The sequence below is a fragment of the Streptomyces sp. NPDC093544 genome (assembly GCF_040683495.1).
GTDB lineage: Bacteria > Actinomycetota > Actinomycetes > Streptomycetales > Streptomycetaceae > Streptomyces.
Genome location: NZ_JBFBEA010000007.1, coordinates 239,727 through 263,668 on the forward strand (window position 1 = coordinate 239,727; position 23,942 = coordinate 263,668).

A 23,942-nucleotide genomic window follows, 5' to 3' on the forward strand; every position below is an offset into this window, starting at 1 on the left:
TTCCGCACACTGAATCTTGGTTTCGGTGAGGTCACACCGGCGTCACAACTGCCTCTGTGACCGCGGGAGTTGACACACCGACAGTGGGCGACGGACGCGGTCCTGCCAGGGCGCATGCGTTCAGGGCATGCGCCAGTGCACGCGTGAGGGCATGCGTCAGTGCGTGCGTCAGCGGCCGCCGACAAACACCTCAGCGCTTGGCGACGAACACGTGGGAGGCGACCTCCGCCTCCAGCTCCGCGGCCTCGCCACCACTGCCCACCAGGACCCCACCCGCGGACTCCGTCACGCTCACGACAGAGCCGGGCTGCACGCCCGCCCGCCGCAGCGTGTACATCAACTGCGCGTCCGTCTGGATCGGCTCGCCGATACGCCGTACGACCACGGTCTTGCCGTCGACACCCGGGTCCAGCTCCGCCAGCGACACCATGCCCTCGTCCAGGAACGGATCGGCGCTGTCCTTCTCGCCCAGCTCCTCCAGACCCGGGATCGGGTTGCCGTACGGCGACTCCGTCGGGTGGCGCAGGAGCTCCAGCACCCGGCGCTCCACGGCCTCACTCATCACGTGCTCCCAGCGACACGCCTCGGCGTGCACCTGCTCCCACTCCAGACCGATCACGTCGACCAGGAGGCACTCCGCGAGCCGGTGCTTGCGCATGACACGCGTGGCCAGCCGCCGCCCCTCGTCGGTGAACTCCAGGTGCCGGTCGCTGGCGACCGCCACCAGACCGTCGCGCTCCATCCGTGCCACCGTCTGGCTGACCGTCGGCCCGCTCTGGTCCAGCCGCTCCGCGATCCGGGCGCGCATGGGAACGACGCCTTCCTCCTCCAGCTCGAGGATGGTGCGGAGATACATCTCCGTGGTGTCGATCAGTCCGGACATGTGTGCCCCTCGATTAGCTCTGCCGGAGGCTCCGTGGCTCACCGGCTTGTGCGCTGGCCCTGGACTCAATTCTGACGCATACCACTGACAAGCGTGCCTCGCCGTTGAAACCACCTGGTTTCAAGTGCCTACGCGCACTCCCGGGCGGGTAGGCACCCGCGGGCGAAAACCCCGTATACAAGCCACCCGCAAGCCCTCCGCCGTACTGCCGAACATACTGCCCGCCGTATTGCCCGCCGTATCGCCTGCCGTATCGCCCGCCGTATTGACAGCGCGCTGGTCCAGACCGCACCGTGATCCGCGACACGTCGACGCCGGCGCGACTTCGCGAGACATCGCGACACTTCGAAGGGGCTTAGCCGATGAGCGAAAGCAAGCTGGCCGGGCAGTTCTTCGACGCCGCGATCGGTCGGCTGCAACAGGTGCGGGACGCGGACGCCGGCGAGATCGAGGCGGCCGGGACCCTGATCGCCGACACCGTCGCCGCCGGCGGACGCCTCTTCGCGTTCGGCGCCGGACACTCCTCACTCGCCGCCCAGGACGTCGTCTACCGCGCGGGCGGCCTCGCCCTGATGAACCTGCTCGTCGTACCGGGCGTCGTAGGCGTCGACGTCATGCCGGCGACCCTGGGCTCGGCCCTGGAACGGGTCGACGGCCTGGCGACCGTCGTCCTGGAATCCAGCCCGGCCCGCTCCGGCGACGTACTCGTGATCATCTCCCTCTCCGGCCGCAACGCGCTCCCCGTCGAGATGGCCATGAGCGCCCGCACCCTCGGCCTCAAGGTCATCGGCGTGACCTCCGTCGCCTACACGACGGAGACGAAGTCCCGGCACGCGTCGGGGACCTACCTGAAGGACCACTGCGACATCGTCCTCGACTCGAGGATCCCGGTCGGCGACGCGGAACTCACCGTGGACACCATCGAGGCACCCTTCGCCCCAGCCTCCACGGTCGTCACCTCGGCTCTCCTCCAGGCCGTCATGGCCACCGCGGCGGGCGCCCTGGCCGACCGCGGCATCGAGCCCCCGCTGCTGCGCTCCGGCAACGTGGACGGCGGCCCCGAGTGGAACACCCGGGTGATGACGGAGTACGGGGACCGGATCTTCTACCGGCACTGAACCGACGCCCGCACTGAACCGACGCCGGCACTGAACCGATACCGGCACTGAACCGATACCGGCACTGAACCGACGGGCGCCGGGCCTCCCGGGAAGCCCCCGCCCCCGCCTTTCAGGCGCCCTGCCTGGGTCCCGCTTCAGGCGCGCCCCGCCTGGTCCCGCAGATCCTCCAGATCCAGCGCCATCGCGATCCGTACAGCCACATCCTCCGCGTACGTCGCGTCCGTGCGCTCGAACTGGCTGCGCCCCGCACCCCGCAGAAACGTCACGACACCCAGCGTCCGCCCCCGGCTGCGCAGTACCGCGCACAGCGCGTGCACCGAATCCGGCGGCCACTGCCGTGTCACGGCCCACTCCCGCGCCCGCGTGGGCTCGGACTCCCGCGCACTCGCCCGCACCGACCCGGCCCGCTCCACGCACTGCAACGCCGGATGCCCGTGCGCGTACCGCACCGGCAGTCCGGCCTTACCGCCCGGCATGCTCGGCCCCGGCGCCCCGGAGGGCGTGGCGGCGGCCCGTACGAGCCGCACAGGCCCCTCGCCGTCCCGCACCGAACCACCCGCCACCCGGTCGACCAGCGCATGATCGGCGAACCCGGCGAGCGAGAAATCCAGATGTACGGTGGCCGCCTCGCCCGGGTCCTCGCACTCGGCCGCCGCCCGCGCGGCCCGGTGCAGCTGGTTGGCCCGGAATCGCAGCAGCGCCGCCTCCTGCTCGGTCTGCTTGGCCTCGGTCACGTCCTGGAAGAGCCACCCCACACCCAGCGGGACGGGTTCCTCCGTGAGCGGCGAGGAGAGCCGCAGGAAGCCGCTCCGCCAGCACCGCCGCGTCTCGCCCTCCTGTGTCCGCACGCTCACCCACATCTCGGCGGGAGCGGGCGGCGCGCCCTCGGCCAGCACATGTGTGAGCGCGCTCTCCAACTCCTCGACGCCCTGCGAGAGCAACTCCCCCAGCGGCCGACCGAGAACCGCCGTACGCCCGATCCCGAGCGCCCGAGCAGCGTGCGCGTTCACGACAGCGGGGCGCAGATCCGCGTCCACGAGCACCACACCCCAGCTGGCGTCCTCGAACAACGCCTCGCTCAGGGCGATGGACCGCTCCAGATCGATCTGCGCGTGCACCTCGCTGAAGGCGCAGTACACCCCGGCGGGCTTCCCGTCGGGCCCGCGCACGGCAGCCGACTGGGTCCGTACGAGCACCCGCCCGCCGTCCTTGGTCAGCAGGGCGAACTCGTTCACCTGTCGGCCGGGCGCCTCCATGGCGGACAACAGCCGCCCCTCGACCTCTTCCGCGTCGGCGGTCCGCACGGCCCACCCGGCGAATCCCTGCCGCCCCACGGCCTCGGCGGCCGTCCACCCGAGAATCCGCTCGGCCTCACGATTCCAGTGCGTCACGACCCCATCGGCGTCAAACGCACAGAGCGCCGCGTCCATCCCGTCCAACAGCGCGGCAAGAAGATCCGAACCATCCCGCTCGGGCTCATCCGGCCCCAGCTCATCGGTGGTCCCACTACGCCGGGAAGCACTCACCTGGACCCCCTGCAGGCTGCGTCCGCACGTACGACGCGACAGTTCGCACACTCACCATCATTCAACTCGAACGTGACCCAGCCCACACCGGGTTCCCCAAAGATTGGACGAAATCGTTGTACGCCGCATTTCCGCCCTGCCCGCCCGGTGACCAGCCGCAAGGGCCATCCCCGACGATCGCCCGCCTGCCCCTGGACGCCCAGCTCGGCGCCCTGCAAACGGTCCTCTCGCGGAACACCACACTCCTACGGATCCTCGAACGCACCGCAGCCCTCGATCTCCCCCAGTGGTACCTGACGGCAGGCTGCCTGTTCCAAACAGTCTGGAACGTCGTCACGGGCAGGCCCCCGACCCACGGCATCAAGGACTACGACGTCTTCTACTTCGACGACACGGACCTGTCATGGGAGGCCGAGGACGCGGCGATCCGGACCGGACGGGCCGCCTTCGCCGACCTTCCTGCCGACGTCGAGATCCGCAACGAAGCCCGCGTCCACCTCTGGTACGAGCAGAAATTCGGCGTCGCTTGCCCACCCCACGACTCCGTCGAGTCCGCGATCGACTCCTTCGCGTCCACGACATGCTGCCTCGGGGTGCGACTGGAAGCAGACGGGCGGTGGCGGGTCTATGCCCCGCATGGGCTGGCCGACGTGTTCAACCTTGTGATCCGGCCCAATCCGGTTCTCGCACCCCGGGCGGTGTACGAGACCAAGGCGGAGCGGTGGCGGCAGGAGTGGCCTGAATTGCGGGTGCTGGAGTGGCCTGGGTAGCAGCAAGGTCGGCTGCGCGTTCGGAGAATTGGAAATATTCGCACGGATGGGCGTTTCCGGAGGCGTTCGGCTCCCCACGGGCGCTTGATCGCTAGCGTCATATTCACGCTATGAAAGGAGGTCACTCGCTCCTCGGCCGCAAGCCGAAGCCTGTGCCGTGTGACGGACAGGCCGAGTGACCAGCCCAAGTCATCACGATCCGCAAGATCAGGGAGGTGCCCTCGATGGCTACGTTTCCTGTAGGCCAGCAGACCCACCCTGGCGTGCTTCCTCAGCGCCAGGCTCTGGAATCCGTGGGAGCAGACACCCCTGGGAGCAGGGACGAAACGGCTCACGGACACCCCGCCACCGCGCGGGGCGCCGGCAGGGAACATGGGCGAGGGGAGACCGACGGGCACGGCACCAGAACCCGTCGGCGTCACGCCGAAACCGCTCCTTCGGGAGCGGAGACGGCAGAGAACGGGAACGGTGACGTTCCCCCGGACGAGCACACCTACGCGGGTGACATCGGCGCAAGCAGGGTCTTCGTCCTGTCCAAGGAAGGACAGCCTCTGATGCCCTGCCACCCCGCCCGCGCACGCGAGCTCCTCGGCAAGGGGCGGGCCGTGGTCGCACGGCAGATCCCCTTCACCATCCGGCTGAGAGACCGAACGCTCGCCGAATCGGAAGTCGACGGCGTGCAGTTACGCATCGACCCCGGTTCCAAAGGCACAGGTCTCGCCCTCACCGACGAGAAGAAAGAGACCAACGCGCGCGGTGCCACTGTCACCCTAAGGCGCGGACTGGTCTCCATCGAGCTCCAGCACCGGGGCGACCAGATCCACATGTGCATGCAGCAGCGCGCCGGATACCGAAACAGGCGACGGTCGGCCAACTGCCGCTACCGACAACCCCGTTCAGACAACCGCACCCACCCAGAAGGCTGGCTGCCTCCCTCGCTGCGCCATCGCGTCGACACGACTCTGTCCCTGGCGAAGCGCATGTGTCGATACGCACCCATCACCGAGATCCACGTAGAGAGCGCCGCCTTCGACACGCACTCCATGAGCGCGGGAAAGCACCTCACCGGAGCGGAGTACCAACAGGGCACGCTCGCCGGAACCGAAGCCCGTGCCTACCTCCACGCCAAGTGGAACCGAGCCTGCGCCTACTGCGACGCGACCGGCGTACCGCTGAATATCGACCACCTCCGGCCCCGGAGTCGTGGCGGCTCCGGCCGCATCTCGAACCTCGTCCTCGCCTGCGTTCCCTGCAACCAGGCCAAAGGCAGCACGCCCGTCGCCGTCTTCCTGGCCGACCGGCCCGATCGCCTCGCGAAGATCCTTCAGCAGGTCAAGACGCCACTCCATGACGCCGCAGTCATGAACACGACCCGCTGGCGGCTCACAGCGGCACTGGAACAACTAGGGAGACCAGTCCACACATGGTCGGGTGGCCGCACCAAGTGGAACCGCACGGCTATGGGGCTCAACAAGACTCACACCCTGGACGCCCTGTCCGTCGGACGCCTGAATCACGAGGACGGCGACGCAATCGTCCGGTTTCCGGAAGGTGTCCTCGTCGCCAAAGCCACCGGGCGCGGCTCTTACGCCCGCACCACTCCAGACCGGTTTGGGTTCCCCCGCCTCAGCCGGGCCCGGGTGAAGCAGCACTTCGGGTATGTCACTGGAGATCTCGTACGTGCCAACGTGCCCTCCGGCAAGTGGACAGGCACATGGACGGGGCGTATCTCCGTACGAGCCAGAGGGCAGCACAGTCTCACAACACCGGCGGGCCGCTTCAACGTCTCCCACTGGAACCTACGACTCGTGCAGCGGGGCGACGGATACGGATACTCCACCCGGCGAGAACTCCTGCCACAACCTTTTCGAAAAACCGGTTGAGCCGTGTTCGATCGGTTCCTAAAGTGGGCGGCACGCTAGAGACAGAAGAGGAGGTGATCCGGTAGATGTATGACAACCGGACAAGCGAGGTGGCTGCGGGCTAGTAGCCCGTCACCACACCCAGTGCGGTGCCGGACCAGCGCGTGAAGTGTGCGTGCAGCCGGCCCAATCTCCAGCAGTCACCCGACCCGCGGGCTCGCCGGTAAGTCCGGCCGGCTCCTTCGCCGTGAGGCGGAGGGACCAGAGCTCGCGGGTCGTCTGCGTTCTGTGGGCGTGTGAGCACAGGCACCTGCAAATCGGGGGGTTCGCAGTACTCTGAGGCCATGCTTCCGATGCTCGTTCGACGCCGCCACGTGGACTTCGTCCGCGTCACGAGCATGGGGTGTCCGGGTTCCGTCTGACCTAGGCCTCTCCCTCTTCCTCTTCCTCTTCCTTTTTCGCTTGGCACCCGTGGGCCCCGACCCCGTTTTCTGGCGGCCGTGCCCGGGCAGCCGTACTCCCTGCGGACGCACACCATGACGACGACGAACACGTCCTCCTTCCAGTACCAGCAGCTTCCGATCATTGATCTGTCGGCCGCCGATCGCGGGCCGCAGGCGCGTGGGCTGCTGCACGCGCAGCTGCACAGCGCCGCTCATGACGTGGGGTTCTTCCAGCTCGTCGGGCACGGGGTGAGCGCGGGTGAGACCAATGCCCTGTTGCGCGCGATGCGGCGTTTCTTCGCGCTTCCGGAGGCCGATCGGCTCGCGCTGGACAACGTCAACTCGCCGCACTTCCGCGGGTATACGCGTACGGGAGACGAGCTCACGGGAGGCAGCCGGGACTGGCGGGACCAGCTCGACATCGGGGCGGAGCGCGCCGCCCGGACACCTGGGGCGGGTGAGCCGGCGTACTGGTGGTTGGAGGGGCCCAATCAGTGGCCGGACGCGCTGCCGGAGCTGCGGGTGGCCGCGCTGGCGTGGATCGAGCGGCTGAGTGATGTCGCGGCGCGGCTGTTGCGGGAGCTGCTGGCCGCGATCGGGGCGCCCGCCGACTTCTACGAGCCCGTCTTCGGTTCGCGCGCGTATCCGCATCTGAAGCTGGTGCGGTATCCGGGGAGCGCCGGTGACGGCGGTGATCAGGGGGTGGGCGCGCACAAGGACTACGGGTTCCTGACGCTGCTGCTCCAGGACCGGGTCGGGGGGCTCGAGGTGCGGCGGGACGACGGGCTCTTCCATGATGTGCCCCCGCTTCCGGGAGCGTTCGTGGTGAATCTGGGTGAGCTGCTCGAGGTGGCCACCGATGGGTATCTGCTGGCCACCAATCACCGGGTGATGAGTCCGGCCGGTGCCACCGAGCGGTTCTCGGTGCCGTTCTTCTACAATCCGCGCCTCGACGCCCGTATCGAACCGCTGCCCTTCCCGCACGCGTCCGCCGCGCCCGGCGTGACGACGGATCCGGCGAATCCGCTCTTCGCGGAGTACGGCTTCAACGAGCTGAAGGGGAAGCTGCGGGCGCATCCGCTGGTCGCCGCCCGTCATCACGCGGGGCTGCTCACTCCCGCGTGATGACCGGCGGCGTACGGCACAGGGTGGCGTACGGCACAGGGTTCAGTGCGAGATGTCCTCGTAGCCCGCGATCTCCCGGGGGCCGCGGGTGCTGGGGCCCACATAGCGGGCGGAGGGGCGTACGAGTCGTCCCGTGCGCTTCTGTTCCAGGATGTGCGCGGACCAGCCGGCGGTGCGGGCGCAGGTGAACATCGAGGTGAACATGTGCGCCGGGACCTCGGCGAAGTCGAGGACGATGGCGGCCCAGAACTCGACGTTCGTAGCCAGGACGCGGTCCGGGCGGCGGGCGTGGAGTTCGGCGAGGGCGGCCTTCTCCAGGGCTTCGGCGATCTCGAAGCGGGGGGCTCCGAGGTCGCGGGCGGTGCGGCGGAGCACGCGCGCGCGTGGGTCCTCGGCGCGGTAGACGCGGTGGCCGAAGCCCATGAGGCGTTCGCCCTTGTCGAGGGCCTGCCTGACATAGCCGTCGGCGTCGCCGGTGCGTTCGATCTCCTCGATCATGCCGAGGACGCGGGAGGGGGCGCCGCCGTGCAGCGGTCCTGACATGGCGCCCACGGCTCCGGAGAGGGCCGCGGCCACGTCCGCGCCGGTGGAGGCGATGACGCGGGCGGTGAAGGTGGAGGCGTTCATGCCGTGTTCGGCGGCGGACGTCCAGTAGGCGTCGACCGCTGCGACGTGCTTGGGGTCCGGCTCGCCGCGCCAGCGGATCATGAAGCGCTCCACGACGGACTGCGCCTTGTCGATCTCGCGCTGCGGGACCATGGCGTTGCCCTGGCCGCGGGCGGACTGGGCGACGTACGACAGGGCCATGACGGCGGCGCGGGCGAGGTCCTCGCGGGCCTGCCGCTCGTCGATGTCGAGGAGGGGGCGCAGGCCCCACACGGGGGCGAGCATCGCCAGCGCGGACTGTACGTCGACGCGGATGTCGCCGGAGTGGACGGGGATCGGGAACGGCTCGGCGGGCGGCAGGCCGGGGTTGAAGGCTCCGTCGACGAGAAGTCCCCAGACGTTTCCGAAGGAGACGTGGCCGACCAGATCCTCGATGTCGACGCCCCGGTACCGGAGAGCGCCGCCCTCCTTGTCCGGTTCGGCGATCTCCGTCTCGAAAGCGACGACTCCCTCGAGTCCGGGTACGAAGTCGGACATCAGGCGGCTCCTCATGATGTGTGCGACGAATGATTTACGGGCGAGTGCTTTATGGGCGAGTACTTGATGGACGAGTACTTGATGGGTTGCTTGGATTGCTTGGGCGGCTTGGTGGCTCTCGCGACCATATGTCTGCGATGAGTGACATACGTCTGGTTCCGCGGTCTCCTCGTGGACTCGCGGTCCTGTACGTCACCTCGGTGATGCCCCATGCGGTCGGCGGTCACCCGACCGTTGCGACACCAGCACGATATCTCTGAGTGCCACCTTTGGGGAGAGTGCGCGGCACTCAGTGCCACGCAGGGTGCCATGCACGTGCCTCCGGCAATTCACCGCACTCCCGCCGTGCATGGGCGCGGATACGGCAGGATGCCCATGTGAACGACCGTGACCCCGCCCTCGATCGTCCCCTCGATCCCACCGTCGACCCCGCTCTCGACCCCGCCGCGATGCGCGAGCAGTACCGGGCCGAGGGAGTCGCCGAGACCGAGCTGGCCGCCCACCCCATGGAACAGTTCGCGCGCTGGTTCGGTCAGGCCGTGCGCGGCGCGGCGCGGGGTGCGGTGTACGAACCCAACGCCATGGTCGTCTCCACCGCGGACGCGGAGGGCCGGCCCAGCTCGCGCACGGTGCTGCTGAAGCAGTACGACGAGCAGGGCTTCGTCTTCTACACCAACTACGAGTCCCGCAAGGCGCGCGACCTGGCCGCCAACCCGTACGTCTCGCTGCTCTTCCCGTGGCACTCGATGGCCCGCCAGGTCATCGTCACGGGCACGGCGCGGCGTACCGGACGTGACGAGACGGCCGCGTACTTCCGGACCCGGCCGCACGGTTCCCAGCTCGGCGCGTGGGCCAGTGTCCAGTCCTCGGTGATCGACTCCCGCGCTGAACTGGACGCCTCGTACGCGGAGTTGAGCGCCCGTTACCCGGAGGGCGAGCAGGTCCCGGTGCCCCCGAACTGGGGCGGTTTCCGGATCGCCCCGCAGACGGTCGAGTTCTGGCAGGGCCGCGAGAACCGGCTGCACGACCGGCTGCGGTACGTGGCGGAGGCGGACGGCAGCTGGAAGGTGGAGCGGCTCAGTCCCTGAACCCGGTCCCGAGCGCCTCCTCCAGTAGTACGGCCCACTGCGCGACCACCCGCTCCCGCCGCCCCCCGTCGTCGGTGAGCAGGTTGGCGAGGCCGAGGCCTCGGGCCATGTCGAGGAGGCCTTGGACGGTCTCCCGTGCGCCCGGGTGGGACTCGTCCGCGGCGAGCAGTTCCACCGCTATCCGGTGGGTCTCGCGGCCGACGCGGGCTTCCAGTTCCGTGACCCTGGGGCGGAGTTGTTCCTCGTTGGAGGCGGCGACCCAGAGGTGGAGGGCGGCGCGGAAGAGGGGGCCGGTGTAGAGGTCGACGAGGGCGGCGACCACCTCGCGGCGGTCGGCGGCGCCCTGCGGGAAGAGGGCGCGCAGGGCTGTGGAGCGTTCCTCGGCGACGTACTCGACGGCCGCTGTGAAGAGGTCCTCGCGGGTCGGGAAGTGGTGTTGGGCGGCGCCCCGGGAGACGCCGGCGCGTTCGGCGACGACGGAGACCGTGGAGCCCGCCCAGCCGTGTTCGGCGAGGCAGGCCACGGCGGCTGCCAGGAGCCGCTGCCGGGTGGCCCGGCTGCGGTCCTGTTTGGGGACGTGCGGCGGACGTACGGCGGCCTCTCTCGCGCCCTCCGGTGCACTGTCCGTGGCGGTCACACCACCCATGCGGGATCCCGTCGTTCGAGGAAGGCCGTCATTCCCTCGCGAGCCTGCGCGGAGGAGAACAGCCGGGCCGAGAGCGCGGTCAGGTCGGCCGCGTCCCGGTCGAAGGCCTCCAGCACCTTAGCCGTGAGCAGCGACTTCGTCTCGGCGAGGCCTTGCGGGGAGGACCGGCGCAGTCCGTCGAGGACGGGCGCCAGGGTTACGTCGACGTCGTCGCCGGCCGCCGTGAGGAGCCCGGTGCGTACGGCCTCGGTGGCGTCGAAGCGTTCGCCGGTGAGGTAGTAGCGGGCGAGGGCGCGGGGGTCGGCGCGGGGCAGGAGGGGGAGGGAGATGACGGCGGGGGCGACGCCGATGCGTACTTCCGTGAAGGCGAAGGTGGCGTCCAGGGAAGCGGCCGCGATGTCGCAGGCGCCGAGCAGGCCGAGGCCGCCCGCACGTACGTGTCCGGTCACCCGGGCCACCACGGGTTTGGGCAGTTCGACGAGCTGCCGCAGCAGTCCGACGAGGGCGTCCGGGCGCGGCGGGTCGCGTAGGTCGGCGCCCGCACTGAAGGTGTTTCCGGTGTGGGTGAGGACGATCGCGCGTACGTCGCTGTCCTTGCCGCAGTGTGTGAGGGCGTCCGCGAGTTCGCCCACGAGTGCGGCCGACAGGGCGTTGCGGTTACCGGGTGAGTCGAGGGTGAGGGTGGTGACGGCGCGGTCGTGCGCCGTGTGCACAAGGGTCACTGGAGCTCCCGGAGTTGGCGGCGCAGGATCTTGCCCGAAGCCGCTCGCGGCACGCCCTCGATGAACGCGACCTCGCGGACCCTCTTGTAGGGGGCGACGCGTTCGGCGACGTACATCATGACCTCTCCTTCGGAGAGGTCGGGGGCGGACGGCTGGCGCACCACGTACGCGCGCGGGACCTCGTTCTTGTCCTCGTTGTAGACGCCGATGACGGCGGCGTCGGCTATGCCGGGGTGGGTGAGCAGCAGGGCTTCGAGTTCGGCGGGGGCGACCTGGAAGCCCTTGTACTTGATGAGTTCCTTGACGCGGTCGATGACGAAGAGCCAGCCGTCGTCGTCCACGTAGCCGACGTCTCCGGTGTACAGCCAGCCGTCCGGGTCGATCATCGCGGCGGTGGCTTCGGGCTGCCCCAGATAGCCCTTCATGACCTGGGGTCCGCGGATGGCGATCTCGCCCGCCTCGCCGACCTCCAGGTCCTCGGAGGGGTCGTCCAGGGACACGATGCGCATCTCCGTGCCGGCGATGAGTTTGCCGACGGTCCCGGGGGGCGGGTTCTCGGCGTCCAGGGGGACGACGAGGGCACCGGGCGACAGTTCTGTCATGCCGTATGCCTGGCCGATGGGCGGCAGGCCGAGCCGCCGTGAACAGGCGGCGGCCAGGGCGGCGTCCAGGGGGGCCGCCGAGCTGATGATGTACTTCAGGGACGACAGGTCGTACTGCGCGACGGCCGGGTGCTTCGCGAGGGCGAGGACGATCGGCGGGGCCACGTACAGGGCGTTGATGTGGTGCTTCTGGATGGCCGCGAGGAAGGTTTCGAGGTCGAAGCGGGGCAGCACGACGACCGTGGCGCCATGCTTGAGGGGCGCGTTCATGAGGGCCGTCAGCCCGTAGACGTGGAAGAAGGGCAACACCGCGAGGATGCGGTCGCCGGGGCCCATCGGCACGGACTGCCAGAGCTGCGCGAGGTTGGTGGCGATGGACCGGTGGGTGAGCATCACGCCTTTGGGGATGCCGGTGGTGCCCGAGGAGTACGGGAGGGCCGCGATGTCCTCCACCGGGTCGATGTCGATCTGCGGTTCGGGCGCCTCGGATTCCAGCAGGTCCATCAGCGAGCGGTGGCCGGGCGCCTGGTCGCAGACGAAGATCTCCCGTACGCCGCCCGCGAGTTCGGCGGCCTGGCGTGCCGACTCCAGGAGGGGCGAGACGGTCACGATCCAGCTCGCGGCGCAGTCGCGCAGCTGCTTGGCGAACTCCTCGGGCGTGGCGAGCGGGTGCACGGTCGTGACCGATGCCCCCGCGCGCGTGGCCGCGTAGAACGCCGTCGGGAAGGCGATGGTGTTCGGGCTGTGCAGGGCCAGTACGTCGCCCTTGCTGACGCCCGCTTCGGCGAACCCGGCGGCCAGCCGGCGGTGGAACACGTCGAGTTGGCCGTAGGTGAGCGTGGTGCCGTCGACCCCGTCGATGAGCGCGGGTGTCTCACCGCGCTCGGCGGCGTGGCCGAGGACCGCGTCGTGGATGGGTTCCTCGACGGCCGGAACGTCTTCGTACTGGCTGCGGAACACGGTGCCTCCTGGCGACGACTGGGCGGGCTGGGCAGTACCTGGCGCTCTCTGCGCACTCTCTGGCGCACTGCCTAGCACGGCTCAGTAAGACTTGGGCAGGCCCAGGGTCTGGTGGGAGATGTAGTTGAGGATCATCTCCCTGCTGACCGGTGCGATACGGGACACGCGCGACGCCGTGATCAGCGAGGCGAGGCCGAACTCGCGGGTCAGGCCGTTGCCGCCGAGGGTGTGCACGGCCTGGTCGACTGCCTTCACACAGGCTTCTCCGGCCGCGTACTTGGCCATGTTGGCGGCCTCTCCCGCACCGACGTCGTCCCCGGCGTCGTACAGGTAGGCCGCTTTCTGCATCATCAGACGGGCGAGTTCGAGCTCGATGTGGGCCTGCGCGAGGGGGTGCGCGATGGCCTGGTGGGCGCCGATGGGGTCCTTCCAGACGGTGCGCTCCTTGGCGTAGCCGATCGCTGTGGAGAGTGCGTAGCGGCCCATGCCGATCGCGAACGCGGCCGTCATGACGCGTTCGGGGTTGAGGCCGGCGAAGAGCTGGAGGAGGCCCGCGTCCTCGTCGCCGACGAGCGCGTCGGCGGGCAGCGTCACGTCGTCCAGGGTGAGCTCGAACTGCTTCTCCGCACCGTGGAGTTCCATGTCGATCTGCCGCCGCCCGAAGCCGTCGGCGTCGCGCGGGACGATGAACAGGCAGGGCTTGAGGCGGCCGGTCCTGGCGTCCTCCGTACGTCCCACGATGAGTGTCGCGTCGGCGACGTCGACGCCGGAGATGAACACCTTGCGGCCGCTGATCACCCACTCCTCGCCGTCGCGGCGGGCCGTGGTGGTGATGCGGTGCGAGTTGGAGCCCGCGTCGGGTTCGGTGATGCCGAAGGCCATGGTGCGGGTGCCGTCGGCGAGGCCCGGGAGCCACTCCTGTTTCTGCGCGTCCGTGCCGAAGCGCGCTATCACCGTGCCGCAGATCGCGGGCGACACGACCATCATCAGCAGGGGGCAGCCCGCGGCGCCCAACTCCTCCAGGACGATGGAGAGTTCGGCGATGCCGCCGCCTCCGCCGCCGTACGCCTCCGGCAGGTTGACGCCGAGGTAGCCGAGCTTGGCCGCCTCGGACCAGAGTTCGTCGGGGTGGGCGCCGTCGGCGATGACCTTGGTGATGTAGTCGCGGCCGTAGCGTTTGCCGAGCGCGGCTACGGCCGCTCGGAGGTCTTTGTGCTCTTCGGTCTCTGTTGCCGGGCTCATGGGGTCTCCTGGAGGGTGCGGCTTCGTCGTGGCTGGTCGCGCAGCGCCCCTGAAGGGGCTCGTCCGGCTAAAGGGGCTCGTCGGGCTCGACCACGGCCAGAAGGGTGCCGACCTCGACCTGCTGGCCAGGAGCGGCGTGAAGTGCGCTGAGGGTGCCTGACGCGGGCGCGGAGATCTTGTGTTCCATCTTCATCGCCTCCAGCCAGACGAGGGGCTGTCCGGCCGTCACAGCGGCTCCGGCGGCCAGGCCGTCGGCGACGCGGACGACGGTCCCCGGCATGGGGGCCAGGAGCGAGCCGGGGGCCTGCTGGGCGGCGGGGTCGGGGAAGCGGGGCAGCGCGGTGAGGGTGGTGGGGCCTACGTGGAGCTGGTCGCCGTAGCGGCTGATCTCGAACTTGCGCCGTACGCCGTCGATTTCGAGTACGACGAGATCGGCGTCGGCGTGCACGACGCGAACCCCTTCGGCGGTGAGGCCGTCGCGGGTGTGCCGGTAGTGGACCTCGTGCTCGGTGCCGTCGACGAGGTAGCGCTTGGTCTGCGGCTGGGAGGGCAGGTTGCGCCAGCCGCCGCCGAACCGGGAGCGGCCGTGCGCGTCGGAGAGGGCCGCGGCGAGGGGCGCGTACGGGTCCGGGGCCGCCCTGGTGAGCTCCTCCAGGTGGCGCTCGTAGAAGCCGGTGTCCATCCGCCCCGACACGAACTCCTCGTGCCGCAGGGACCGTACTAGAAGGTCCCTGTTGGTGACCGGGCCGTGGATGCTCGCCCGCTCCAGGGCGCCCGACAGCTTGCGGAGGGCCTCCGCGCGCGTGGGGGCGTGGGCGACGGCTTTGGCGAGCATCGGGTCGTAGTGGATGCCGATGGGGTCGCCGTCGGTGTAGCCGGTGTCCAGTCGGATGCCTTCGGGGACGGCGAGGCGGTGCAGGGTGCCGGTCTGCGGGGCCCACGCGCGGGCCGGGTCCTCGGCGTAGAGGCGGGCCTCGATCGCGTGGCCACGCGCGCGTGGAGGGTCGTTTTCGAGTACCGCGCCCTCGGCGACCCGGAGCTGGAGCGCCACAAGGTCGATACCGAAGACGGCTTCCGTGACGGGGTGCTCGACCTGGAGGCGGGTGTTCATCTCCAGGAAGTGGGCCTTGCCGTCGGCGATCAGGAACTCGACGGTGCCCGCGCCCACGTAGTCGACGGCGCGCGCGGCACGTACGGCCAGCTCGTGGAGCTCTGCCACCAGCGCGGGTGCGAGTCCGGGTGCCGGCGCCTCCTCGATCACCTTCTGATGGCGCCGCTGGAGCGAGCAGTCGCGCGTGCCGAGCGCCCACACCGTGCCGTGCGTGTCGGCGAGGATCTGCACCTCGACGTGCCGTCCGCCCTCTACGTAGGGCTCGACGAAGACCTCCCCGTCGCCGAAGGCGCTGAGGGCCTCGGCGCGGGCGGCCGTCAACTCCGCGTCGAGCTCAGCAAGCTCCCGTACGACGCGCATACCGCGCCCGCCGCCGCCCGCGGCCGCCTTCACCAGCACGGGAAGGTCGTCGTCGGTCACCGTCGACAGGGGTTCGAGCCCCATCAGCTTCTTGGCGCGCGTCTTCGACGCCATCGCCTCGATGGCCTCGGGCGGCGGTCCGACCCAGACGAGCCCCGCGTCGAGCACGGCCCGCGCGAAGTCGGCGTTCTCGGAGAGGAATCCGTACCCGGGGTGCACGGCGTCCGCCCCGGCGCTCAGGGCCGCCTTCACGATCAGGTCGCCGCGCAGATACGTCTCCGAGGGCGCCGCGCCCGGCAGCCGTACCGCCGCGTCGGCCACGCGCGCGTGGAGGGCGTTTTCGTCGGCGTCCGAGAACACAGCGACCGTCCGGATTCCCAACTCGCCGCAGGTGCGGAAGACGCGGCAGGCGATCTCGCCACGGTTGGCGACCAGAAGGGTTCTGATCATGAGGAGTGCACTCTTTCCACTAGATCACCGCAACCATCAATTGAGGAACTACCACGGCGAGCAACCAGGTCCGCGAGAGCGGCGGCGGTTTAGCCGCAAAGGACAGGCCTCACATCCGGAAGACGCCGAAGCCACCGCGCGCACCCTCGTAGGGCGCCGTGTGGATCGCGGACAGGCACATGCCGAGGACGGTGCGGGTGTCGCGCGGGTCGATGACCCCGTCGTCGTACAGCCGCCCCGACAGGAACATCGGCAGGGACTCGGACTCGATCTGCTGCTCCACCATGGCGCGCAGCGCGGCGTCGGCGTCATCGTCGTACGGCTGCCCCTTGGCGGCGGCGGACTGCCGGGCGACGATCGAGAGGACGCCGGCGAGTTGCTGTGGGCCCATGACGGCGGACTTGGCGCTGGGCCAGGCGAAGAGGAAGCGCGGGTCGTACGCCCGCCCGCACATGCCGTAGTGACCGGCTCCGTACGAAGCCCCCATGAGGACGGAGAGGTGAGGGACCTTCGAATTGGAGACGGCGTTGATCATCATCGCGCCGTGCTTGATGATGCCGCCCTGCTCGTACTCCTTGCCGACCATGTAGCCGGTGGTGTTGTGCAGGAAGAGGAGCGGGATGTCGCGCTGGTTGGCCAGCTGGATGAACTGGGCGGCCTTCTGCGACTCGGCGCTGAAGAGCACTCCTTGGGCGTTGGCAAGGATGCCGACGGGATAGCCGTGGAGCGTCGCCCAGCCGGTGGTGAGGCTCGTCCCGTAGAGGGGCTTGAACTCGTCGAAGTCGGAGCCGTCGACGAGACGGGCGACGACCTCGCGCGGGTCGAAGGGGTGCCTCAGGTCCCCCGGAACGATCCCCAGGAGCTCGTCCTCGTCGTACTTCGGCGGTGCGGCCGGGCCCGGATCGCCGTGCGCCTTGCGGTGGTTGAGGCGGGCCACCACGCGCCGGGTCTGCCGGATCGCGTCCTGCTCGTCGACGGCGAAGTAGTCCGCGAGCCCCGACACGCGCGCGTGCATCTCGGCGCCGCCCAGCGACTCGTCGTCGCTCTCCTCGCCGGTGGCCATCTTCACCAGCGGCGGCCCGCCGAGGAAGACCTTGGCCCGCTCCTTGACCATGATCACGTGGTCGGACATGCCGGGGATGTACGCGCCTCCGGCGGTGGAGTTCCCGAACACGACGGCCACGGTGGGGATTCCGGCCGCCGACAGCCGCGTGAGGTCGCGGAAGATCGCGCCTCCGGGGATGAAGATCTCCTTCTGGGACGGCAGATCGGCGCCGCCCGACTCGACGAGACTGATGCAGGGCAGCCGGTTGGCGAGGGCGATGTCATTGGCCCGCAGGGCCTTCTTCAGACTCCACGGGTTGCTGGCGCCGCCGCGCACGGTCGGGTCGTTCGCCGTGATCAGGCACTCCACGCCCTCGACGACACCGATCCCGGTGACCAGCGAGGCACCGACCGCGAAGTCACTCCCCCAGGCCGCGAGCGGCGACAGCTCAAGGAACGGTGTGTCGGGGTCCAGGAGCAGTTCGATGCGTTCCCGGGCGAGCAGCTTGCCGCGCTTGCGGTGCCGGGCGACGTACTTCTCACCGCCGCCCGCGAGCGCCTTGGCATGCTCGGCGTCCAGCTCGGTGACCTTGCTGAGCATGGCTTCGCGGTTGGCGGCGTAGTCGGGGCTCCGCGTGTCGAGCGCCGATGAGATGACGGTCACAGCAGGGACTCCGGGATGTCGAGGTGGCGGGAGCGGAGCCATTCGCCCAGCGCCTTGGCCTGGGGGTCGAAGCGGGCCTGCGAGGCCACGCCCTCGCCGAGGATTCCCTCGACGACGAAGTTGAGGGCGCGAAGGTTCGGCAGCACATGGCGTACGACGGTCAAGTCGGCGCTCTCCGGGAGGAGTTCGCGGAACCGGTCGACCGTGAGGGTGTGGGCGAGCCAGCGCCAGGCCTCGTCCGTGCGGACCCACACGCCGACGTTCGCGTTGCCGCCCTTGTCGCCGCTGCGGGCTCCGGCGACGCGACCGAGGGGGGCGCGGCGGGTGGGTTCCGACGACGGTGACGGCGGCGGCTCGGGCAGGGGCGGTTCCGGCGCGTCTTCGAGTCTTTCGCGTGCTTCAAGTCCTTCGCGTGCTTCAAGTCCTTCGAGTACGAGGGTGTCGTGGGCCGGGGCCACAGAGATTCGGCGCCCGTCGTGGAGGACGGCCACATGGTCCACGTCGCCATGGGGGACGTACACATCCTCGAAGACCCCATAGGGCGCGCCCGTCCCAGGTGGCGCCATCACATGGAATCCGGGGTAGCCGGAGAGGGCGAGTTCGATTGCGGCGCCACTGAACGTCCGCCCCACCGCGTGCTGGTCCGCGTCCCGTACGACGAGCCGGAGGAGCGCGCTCGCGGTCTCCTCGGTGGGGGCGTCGGGGTGGTCGGTGCGGGCGAGCTCCCAACGCACGTCGGCGGGGCGGGACTTGGCCGAAGCCAGCGCGGTGTCCATCTGGTCCCGGACGAGGGCGGCCTTCGCCTCGATGTCGAGCCCCGTCAGCACGAACACGACCTCGTTGCGGAAGCCGCCGAGCCGGTTGAGGCCGACCTTGAGGGTGGGGGGCGGCGCCTCGCCGCGTACGCCGTCGATGCGCACCCGGTCGGGGCCCTCCTGGGTCAGCCTGACGGTGTCGAGCCGGGCGGTGACATCGGGCCCCGCATACCGGGCGCCCGACGTCTCGTACAGCAGCTGCGCGGTGACCGTGCCGAGGTCGACGAGTCCGCCGGTGCCGTCGTGTTTGGTGATGACGCTCGTGCCGTCCTCGTGGAGTTCGGCGAGCGGGAAGCCGGGGTGGCGGAGAACAGCGGGGTCGTGCTCGGCGAAGAAAGCGTAATTGCCGCCGGTGGCCTGGGCGCCGCACTCCAGGACGTGCCCGGCGACCACGGCGCCCGCGAGCCGGTCGTAAGCGTCCGGGGCCCAGCCGAAGTGGGCCACGGCGGGCCCGGTGACGAGCGCCGCGTCCGTCACCCGCCCGGTGACGACGATGTCCGCGCCCTCACGCAGGCACGTGGCGATTCCGGCGCCGCCGAGGTAGGCGTGCGCGGCGAGGCTCTTCGGGTACCTGGAGCCGAGTTCGTCGCCTTCGACGTGGGCGACCCGCGCCGGGATGCCGAGCCGGTCAGCCAACTCCCTTACGGCGTCGGCGAGTCCGGCCGGGTTGAGGCCGCCGGCGTTCGCGACGATACGTACGCCGCGCTCGTGCGCGAGGCCGAGGCACTCCTCCAGCTGGCCCAGGAAGGTCTTGGCGTATCCGCGCCCGGGGTCCTTCAGCCGGTCCCGCCCCAGGATGAGCATGGTCAGCTCGGCGAGGTAGTCGCCGGTGAGGACGTCCAGCGGGCCGCCGGTGAGCATCTCACGCATGGCGTCGAAGCGGTCGCCGTAGAACCCGGAGGCGTTGCCGATGCGGAGGGGTGCGATGGTCACCGCGCCAGCCCCTTCGGTGCGCGGCCGGTACCGGACTTCGACGCACGCCCGGTACCGGACTTCGACGCACGCCCGGCGCCGGACTTCGGTGCACGCCCGGCGCCGGACGGCCCCGCGAAGGCTTGCGCGATGTCCAGCCAACGGTCGGCGTCGGGCCCTACCGCCCGTACGGCGAGGTCGGCACGGTTCGCCCGCTGGGTGACCAGCAGGCAGAAGTCGAGCGCGGGGCCGGTGACGCGCTGGGCGGCGTCCTCGGGCCCGTGCGTCCACAACTCCCCCGACGGGCCCGCGAGTTCCACCCGGAACTCCGCACTCGGCGCGGGGAGCCCTCGTACCCCGAAGGCGAAGTTCCGCGTCCGCACACCGATGCGCACCACATGCTGGAGCCGGTCCGTAGGTGCGCGCATCACACCCAACGCGTCGGCCACATCCTGTCCGTGGGCCCAGGTCTCCATGACGCGGGCGGTGGCCATGGAGGCGGCGGACATGGGCGGCCCGTACCAGGGGAAGCGCCCGCCCAGGGGCGCGGCGCGCAGCGCGCGTTCCAGTTCCCCGCGCCCCGCACGCCAGGTGCTGAGCAAGCGCGCGGGCGCCGTGCGCGCCCCCTCTTCGGCCCCTTCGTCCACGAAGGACCCGGCCGCCGCGAACGCCTTCTCGGTCTCTCGCCCGAACGCCTCCGCGTCCGTGATGGCGATCAGTGCCGCCCGGTCGGTCCACGCGAGATGCGCGATCTGATGGGCGATGCTCCACCCCTCGGCAGGCGTCGGAAGGGTCCATTCACCCTCCTCCAACTTCCCCACCAGCTGGTCGAGTTCCTCGCTCTCCCGGTGCAGATCGTCGATCACGGACGACGGGTCGAACACGATGGCGCTCCCCTCGGGGGCCGACGGTGTGCGGGCGGCGTTCGGCGTGGTACGTGCTGCGTTTCGGAGCATGGCAGCGGACACAGAAACAAGCAAGCGTGCTTGCATTATTGATTTCGTTCGTGCGGGCGGCTGCCGAAGGGGCGCTCACCTAGGGGGTGCCGTTTGGATCACCCCGGGTCCGACGAGTCACGGCGTACCGGCAGCCGCCCCTCCTTCGCCTCCCGCGCCCTTTGCGAATTCGAACGCCACGAACGCCAGGGGAGTTACGATCGATTCGTAAGTAGGCACTATTTGGTGCGCTACGCCCCTGACGGGAGATGCGGATGACCAGCACGGCGAAGTCGGCGCGCCAGATCGAGCCCGGCACGTATGAGGCGTACATGCACGACTGTCCCGCGGTGGCGTTGCTCTCGACGATCAGCAACCGGTGGGTCAGCCTGACGATGTGCACTCTCGGGTCCTACGGCGACGCGATGCGGTACAGCCACATCAGCCGAGAGATCCCCGGCGTCAGCCAGAAGATGCTCACCCAGACCCTGCGCATGCTTGAGCGCGACGGCATGGTGAAACGGACGGCCACACCGACCGTGCCGGTACGTGTCGACTACGAGCTGACCCCGCTCGGGCAAGGCCTGTACGGCCTGCTTTCGCAAGTACGCGACTGGGCCGCCGACAAGACCGACGAGGTCGACGAGGCGCGAGCGCACTACGACACCCGGAAGACCGAGCAGTAGCGGCAACGGAAGCACGGAAGCCCCCGCGAAGGGCGTAACGCACTAAAAAGTGCCTACTTACGAATCGATCGTAACTCCCCTAGCGTTCGTAGCATACAGAGCGTTCGAATTTGCAAAGGGAAGAGTGAAGATCATGCGTGCAGCAGTCGTGAGGAAGATCGGTGGACCCGAGGCCGTCGAGGTCGTGGAGGTCCCCCTCCCGGAACCGGGTCCCTTCGAGGTCCGCGTCAAGGTCGCGGCCGCCGGGCTCAATCCCGCCGACGCCGCTGTGTGGGGTGGCTTCTTCGGGCCGTTGGAGGAGGTCGAGTACATCGGTCTCGGTCTGGACGCCGCCGGAACGATCGACGCGGTCGGCCCGGGTGTCCTCCTCAAGGTCGGCACCCCGGTGATCGTGTTCCACGCCCCCGTGCTGCGCCCCACGAAGGCCCAGGCCGAATACCTCGTGACCGACCTCAACTCCCTCGCCCCCGCCCCGGAGGGCATGGACCTGACGCTCGCCGCGACGATCCCGCTCAACGCGATGACCGCCTCCCTGGCCCTGGACCACCTCCCGCTGCGCCCCCGCGACACCCTGCTCGTCACGGGCGCCGCCGGTGCCGTCGGCGGCTACGCCGTCGAGCTGGCCCGGACGCGGGGCGTGCGGATCGTCGCGCAGGGGCGGCCCGAGGACGAGGAGTTCCTCCGCGATCGTGGCGCCACCTGGTTCGTGTCGCGCGACGAGGAACTGAGCGGGGCGGTACGCCGGTTGGTGCCGGAGGGCGTGGACGGCGTGCTCGACGCGGCGGCCCTGGGCGCCCCCGCGCTGGCCGCTGTCCGTGACGGCGGGGTGTTCGTGAGCGTGCGGGTCGACGTGCTGCCGACGCCGGAGCGGGGCGTGGTGGTACGCCACACCTCCGCCGGTCCCGACGCGACGCGTCTCTCGTACCTCTCCGCGCTCGCCGAGGTTGGTGTGCTGACGCCGCGCCTGGCACAGATCTACCCCCTGTCGCAGGCAGCCGAAGCCCACGCCCAACTCGCCCGGGGCGGACAGCGGGGCCGGATCGTGCTGGTGCCGTGAACGCCGGGGACCGGCACCGCGGCGCCACCGCGGCCACCGCGGCCACCGAAGCCACCGAAAGGAGCCGATCGTGAAGGAAGCAGCCCCTGTCGTCACCGCGGTGACCAGGATCTCCGCTTCGGTGGAGGACGTGTGGCGCGTGCTCGTGACGTTCGACCAATACGTGCGGTGGCACCCGGTTCTGTCCCTCGACGCGAGGCCCGAACAGGTCGTGGTCGGGGCGGAGATTCCGGGCCGCGTCTCGGGCGGCGACTCCGCTGAGCAGGACGTCACGATGAGGATCGTCGAGGTGGAGGCCCCTCGTCGGCTGGTTTGGGAGGGCGGATCGCTCGACGCGATCCTCGGCAGACACTCGTTCGTCCTCACTCCCCAGCCGGACGGCACCACCGAGTTCACCGAATCCGAGGAGTTCTTCGGCCCGGCCGCTGCCGAACTCGTCCCGGCACTCGGCGAGCTCACGAAGGAGTACTCCCGATACGGTGCCGCTCTGGGCGCACGCGTGGAGGGTCTGCCCGGCTGACGTCGGTTGTGCCGAGGCGGGGAGCGGGCGTGGAGGGCATCACGTCCGGGACGTACTCCCACTGCCAGGTCACGCGGAACCGTCCGCCCGTTCCGCTCGACCGATTCCGACAGGCCCAGGCATCAGCCCAAGACGCCTACTCGGCGCCCACCCGCGCCTTCCCCCGCCCCACCTGAGTCCGCACCGCGCCCATGCTCGCCGCGATGACGAGGGCGATCGCGAGGGCCTGTATGGCGGAGAGTGCCTGGTCGAGGATGAGGAAGCCGGCGGTCGCTGCGATGGCCGGTTCGAGGCTCATGAGGATGGCGAAGGTGGAGGCGGGGAGGCTGCGCAGGGCAAGGAGTTCGAAGGTGTAGGGGAGAACGGAGGAGAGTACCGCCACGGCGGCGCCCAGGGCGATCGTCGTGGGGGCCAGCAGCTTCGAGCCCGACTCCACGATCCCCAGCGGCAGGAACACCACCGCCGCGACCACCATGGCGAGCGCGAGCCCGTCGGCCTGGGGGAAGCGTCGCCCCGTACGGGCACTGAAGATGATGTACGTCGCCCACATGGCGCCTGCCGACAGGGCGAAGGCGACGCCGAGGGGGTCGAGGCTGCTGAAGCCTCCGCCGCCGAGAAGGAAGACGCCGCCGAGGGCGAGGCCTGCCCAGACGAGGTTCAGGGCGCGGCGGGAGGCGAGGACGGAGAGGGCGAGCGGGCCGAGCACTTCGAGGGTGACGGCGGCGCCCAGCGGGATGCGGTCGACCGACTGGTAGAACAGCCCGTTCATCGCGGCCATCGTGACGCCGAAGACGACGATGGTGCCCCAGTCGGCACGTGAGTAGCCGCGCACCTTGGGACGGCAGATCACGAGCAGCACGATCGCGGCCACCGCGAGCCGCAGGGTGACGACCCCGAGCGCCCCGGCGCGCGGCATCAGCGTCACGGCCAGCGCGCCGCCGAACTGCACGGAGATCCCGCCGGCGAGGACCAGGCCCAGCGGGCCGAGGGCACCCCGGCGCCCGGAACTCTTCGCGGAACCTTCCGCGGAAGCGGCTGCCGCTGCGGCGACAGCGGGTTCGGTCGCCGTCGTGGCCACGTCAGCGCTGGGGAGTTTCACGGGAGCCGTCCAGGAAGGTCGGGTCGAGATTCGAGTCGCGGTTCGAGTCGCGGTTCGAGTCGCGGTTCACTGATGATCGTCTATCCTGCTGCACTTGCCAGTCCAGAGTAATGGACTACGTCAGGACTGTGAACTCCTTTTACGGCTTACCACGGG

20 protein-coding genes are annotated in these 23,942 nt (G+C 69.9%); 8 read left to right on the forward strand and 12 right to left on the reverse strand.

Annotated elements, in window-relative coordinates:
• Positions 1 to 190: 190 nt before the first annotated feature.
• Entirely contained in the window at positions 191 to 883 is a 693-nt protein-coding gene (locus AB0N66_RS12805; RefSeq protein ID WP_365432381.1) for a metal-dependent transcriptional regulator, read from the reverse strand.
• Between the two features lie 362 nt (positions 884 to 1,245).
• Between AB0N66_RS12805 and AB0N66_RS12810 the strand changes: the two genes are divergently transcribed.
• Positions 1,246 to 2,001, forward strand: a complete 756-nt coding sequence (locus tag AB0N66_RS12810) for an SIS domain-containing protein (protein ID WP_365432384.1) — start codon at positions 1,246 to 1,248, stop codon at positions 1,999 to 2,001.
• 137 nt (positions 2,002 to 2,138) lie between these two features.
• Here the strand turns inward: AB0N66_RS12810 and AB0N66_RS12815 are convergent, their stop codons facing one another.
• Positions 2,139 to 3,530 (reverse strand): PAS domain-containing protein, encoded by a 1,392-nt coding sequence (locus AB0N66_RS12815; RefSeq protein ID WP_365432386.1) that lies wholly within the window; start codon positions 3,528 to 3,530, stop codon positions 2,139 to 2,141.
• A gap of 176 nt (positions 3,531 to 3,706) precedes the next feature.
• Between AB0N66_RS12815 and AB0N66_RS12820 the strand changes: the two genes are divergently transcribed.
• The 3 genes from AB0N66_RS12820 (at position 3,707) to AB0N66_RS12830 (ending at position 7,730) form a co-directional block, all read left to right on the forward strand.
• Entirely contained in the window at positions 3,707 to 4,300 is a 594-nt protein-coding gene (locus AB0N66_RS12820; protein WP_365432749.1) for a nucleotidyltransferase family protein, read from the forward strand.
• A gap of 530 nt (positions 4,301 to 4,830) precedes the next feature.
• Positions 4,831 to 6,183, forward strand: coding sequence for an RNA-guided endonuclease IscB (iscB, locus tag AB0N66_RS12825; RefSeq protein ID WP_365432752.1), 1,353 nt, complete (start codon positions 4,831 to 4,833; stop codon positions 6,181 to 6,183).
• Between the two features lie 515 nt (positions 6,184 to 6,698).
• Positions 6,699 to 7,730 carry a 2-oxoglutarate and iron-dependent oxygenase domain-containing protein gene (locus tag AB0N66_RS12830; RefSeq protein WP_365432389.1) on the forward strand — a complete coding sequence of 344 codons (1,032 nt, stop codon included), beginning with the start codon at positions 6,699 to 6,701 and terminating at the stop codon, positions 7,728 to 7,730.
• Between the two features lie 42 nt (positions 7,731 to 7,772).
• Here the strand turns inward: AB0N66_RS12830 and AB0N66_RS12835 are convergent, their stop codons facing one another.
• On the reverse strand, positions 7,773 to 8,873 hold the full coding sequence (locus AB0N66_RS12835; RefSeq protein ID WP_365432392.1) for a citrate synthase 2: 1,101 nt from the start codon (positions 8,871 to 8,873) through the stop codon (positions 7,773 to 7,775).
• Positions 8,874 to 9,322: 449 nt separating this feature from the next.
• On the opposite strand from AB0N66_RS12835, the gene pdxH reads away from it, so the two are divergent.
• Positions 9,323 to 9,961 (forward strand): pyridoxamine 5'-phosphate oxidase, encoded by a 639-nt coding sequence (pdxH, locus tag AB0N66_RS12840; protein ID WP_365432755.1) that lies wholly within the window; start codon positions 9,323 to 9,325, stop codon positions 9,959 to 9,961.
• On the opposite strand, the gene AB0N66_RS12845 is transcribed toward pdxH, so the two are convergent.
• The 8 genes from AB0N66_RS12845 to AB0N66_RS12880 form a co-directional block, all read right to left on the reverse strand.
• A complete protein-coding gene (locus AB0N66_RS12845; protein WP_365432395.1) occupies positions 9,951 to 10,607 on the reverse strand; it encodes a TetR/AcrR family transcriptional regulator in 657 nt (218 codons plus the stop codon). The genes pdxH and AB0N66_RS12845 overlap by 11 nt on opposite strands.
• Positions 10,595 to 11,329 (reverse strand): enoyl-CoA hydratase family protein, encoded by a 735-nt coding sequence (locus AB0N66_RS12850; RefSeq protein WP_365432398.1) that lies wholly within the window; start codon positions 11,327 to 11,329, stop codon positions 10,595 to 10,597. The genes AB0N66_RS12845 and AB0N66_RS12850 overlap by 13 nt, the downstream gene beginning before the upstream one ends.
• The gene (locus AB0N66_RS12855; RefSeq protein WP_365432401.1) at positions 11,326 to 12,891 is read right to left on the reverse strand and encodes a 4-coumarate--CoA ligase family protein; all 1,566 of its coding nucleotides are present in this window, start codon (positions 12,889 to 12,891) and stop codon (positions 11,326 to 11,328) included. Before AB0N66_RS12855 ends, AB0N66_RS12850 begins: the two co-directional genes overlap by 4 nt.
• Positions 12,892 to 12,972: 81 nt before the next feature.
• Entirely contained in the window at positions 12,973 to 14,133 is a 1,161-nt protein-coding gene (locus AB0N66_RS12860) for an acyl-CoA dehydrogenase family protein (RefSeq protein ID WP_365432404.1), read from the reverse strand.
• Positions 14,134 to 14,200: 67 nt separating this feature from the next.
• Complete coding sequence (locus AB0N66_RS12865) at positions 14,201 to 16,054, reverse strand: biotin carboxylase N-terminal domain-containing protein (protein WP_365432406.1); 1,854 nt, start codon at positions 16,052 to 16,054, stop codon at positions 14,201 to 14,203.
• Between the two features lie 109 nt (positions 16,055 to 16,163).
• Positions 16,164 to 17,762 carry a carboxyl transferase domain-containing protein gene (locus AB0N66_RS12870; RefSeq protein WP_365432409.1) on the reverse strand — a complete coding sequence of 533 codons (1,599 nt, stop codon included), beginning with the start codon at positions 17,760 to 17,762 and terminating at the stop codon, positions 16,164 to 16,166.
• Positions 17,759 to 19,504: an acyclic terpene utilization AtuA family protein gene (locus AB0N66_RS12875; RefSeq protein WP_365432758.1), complete on the reverse strand. Its 1,746-nt coding sequence runs from the start codon at positions 19,502 to 19,504 to the stop codon at positions 17,759 to 17,761. The genes AB0N66_RS12870 and AB0N66_RS12875 overlap by 4 nt, the downstream gene beginning before the upstream one ends.
• Before the next feature lie 2 nt (positions 19,505 to 19,506).
• Positions 19,507 to 20,373, reverse strand: a complete 867-nt coding sequence (locus tag AB0N66_RS12880) for a TIGR03084 family metal-binding protein (protein ID WP_365432761.1) — start codon at positions 20,371 to 20,373, stop codon at positions 19,507 to 19,509.
• Positions 20,374 to 20,699: 326 nt separating this feature from the next.
• Here AB0N66_RS12880 and AB0N66_RS12885 point away from each other — a divergent pair, with 326 nt between their 5' ends.
• The 3 genes from AB0N66_RS12885 (at position 20,700) to AB0N66_RS12895 (ending at position 22,687) form a co-directional block, all read left to right on the forward strand.
• Positions 20,700 to 21,110 carry a helix-turn-helix domain-containing protein gene (locus AB0N66_RS12885; protein WP_365432412.1) on the forward strand — a complete coding sequence of 137 codons (411 nt, stop codon included), beginning with the start codon at positions 20,700 to 20,702 and terminating at the stop codon, positions 21,108 to 21,110.
• 133 nt (positions 21,111 to 21,243) lie between these two features.
• Complete coding sequence (locus AB0N66_RS12890) at positions 21,244 to 22,167, forward strand: NADP-dependent oxidoreductase (protein ID WP_365432415.1); 924 nt, start codon at positions 21,244 to 21,246, stop codon at positions 22,165 to 22,167.
• Between the two features lie 70 nt (positions 22,168 to 22,237).
• Positions 22,238 to 22,687 carry an SRPBCC domain-containing protein gene (locus tag AB0N66_RS12895; protein ID WP_365432418.1) on the forward strand — a complete coding sequence of 150 codons (450 nt, stop codon included), beginning with the start codon at positions 22,238 to 22,240 and terminating at the stop codon, positions 22,685 to 22,687.
• Between the two features lie 136 nt (positions 22,688 to 22,823).
• Here the strand turns inward: AB0N66_RS12895 and AB0N66_RS12900 are convergent, their stop codons facing one another.
• Positions 22,824 to 23,765: an EamA family transporter gene (locus tag AB0N66_RS12900; protein ID WP_365432764.1), complete on the reverse strand. Its 942-nt coding sequence runs from the start codon at positions 23,763 to 23,765 to the stop codon at positions 22,824 to 22,826.
• Positions 23,766 to 23,942 lie beyond the last annotated feature (177 nt).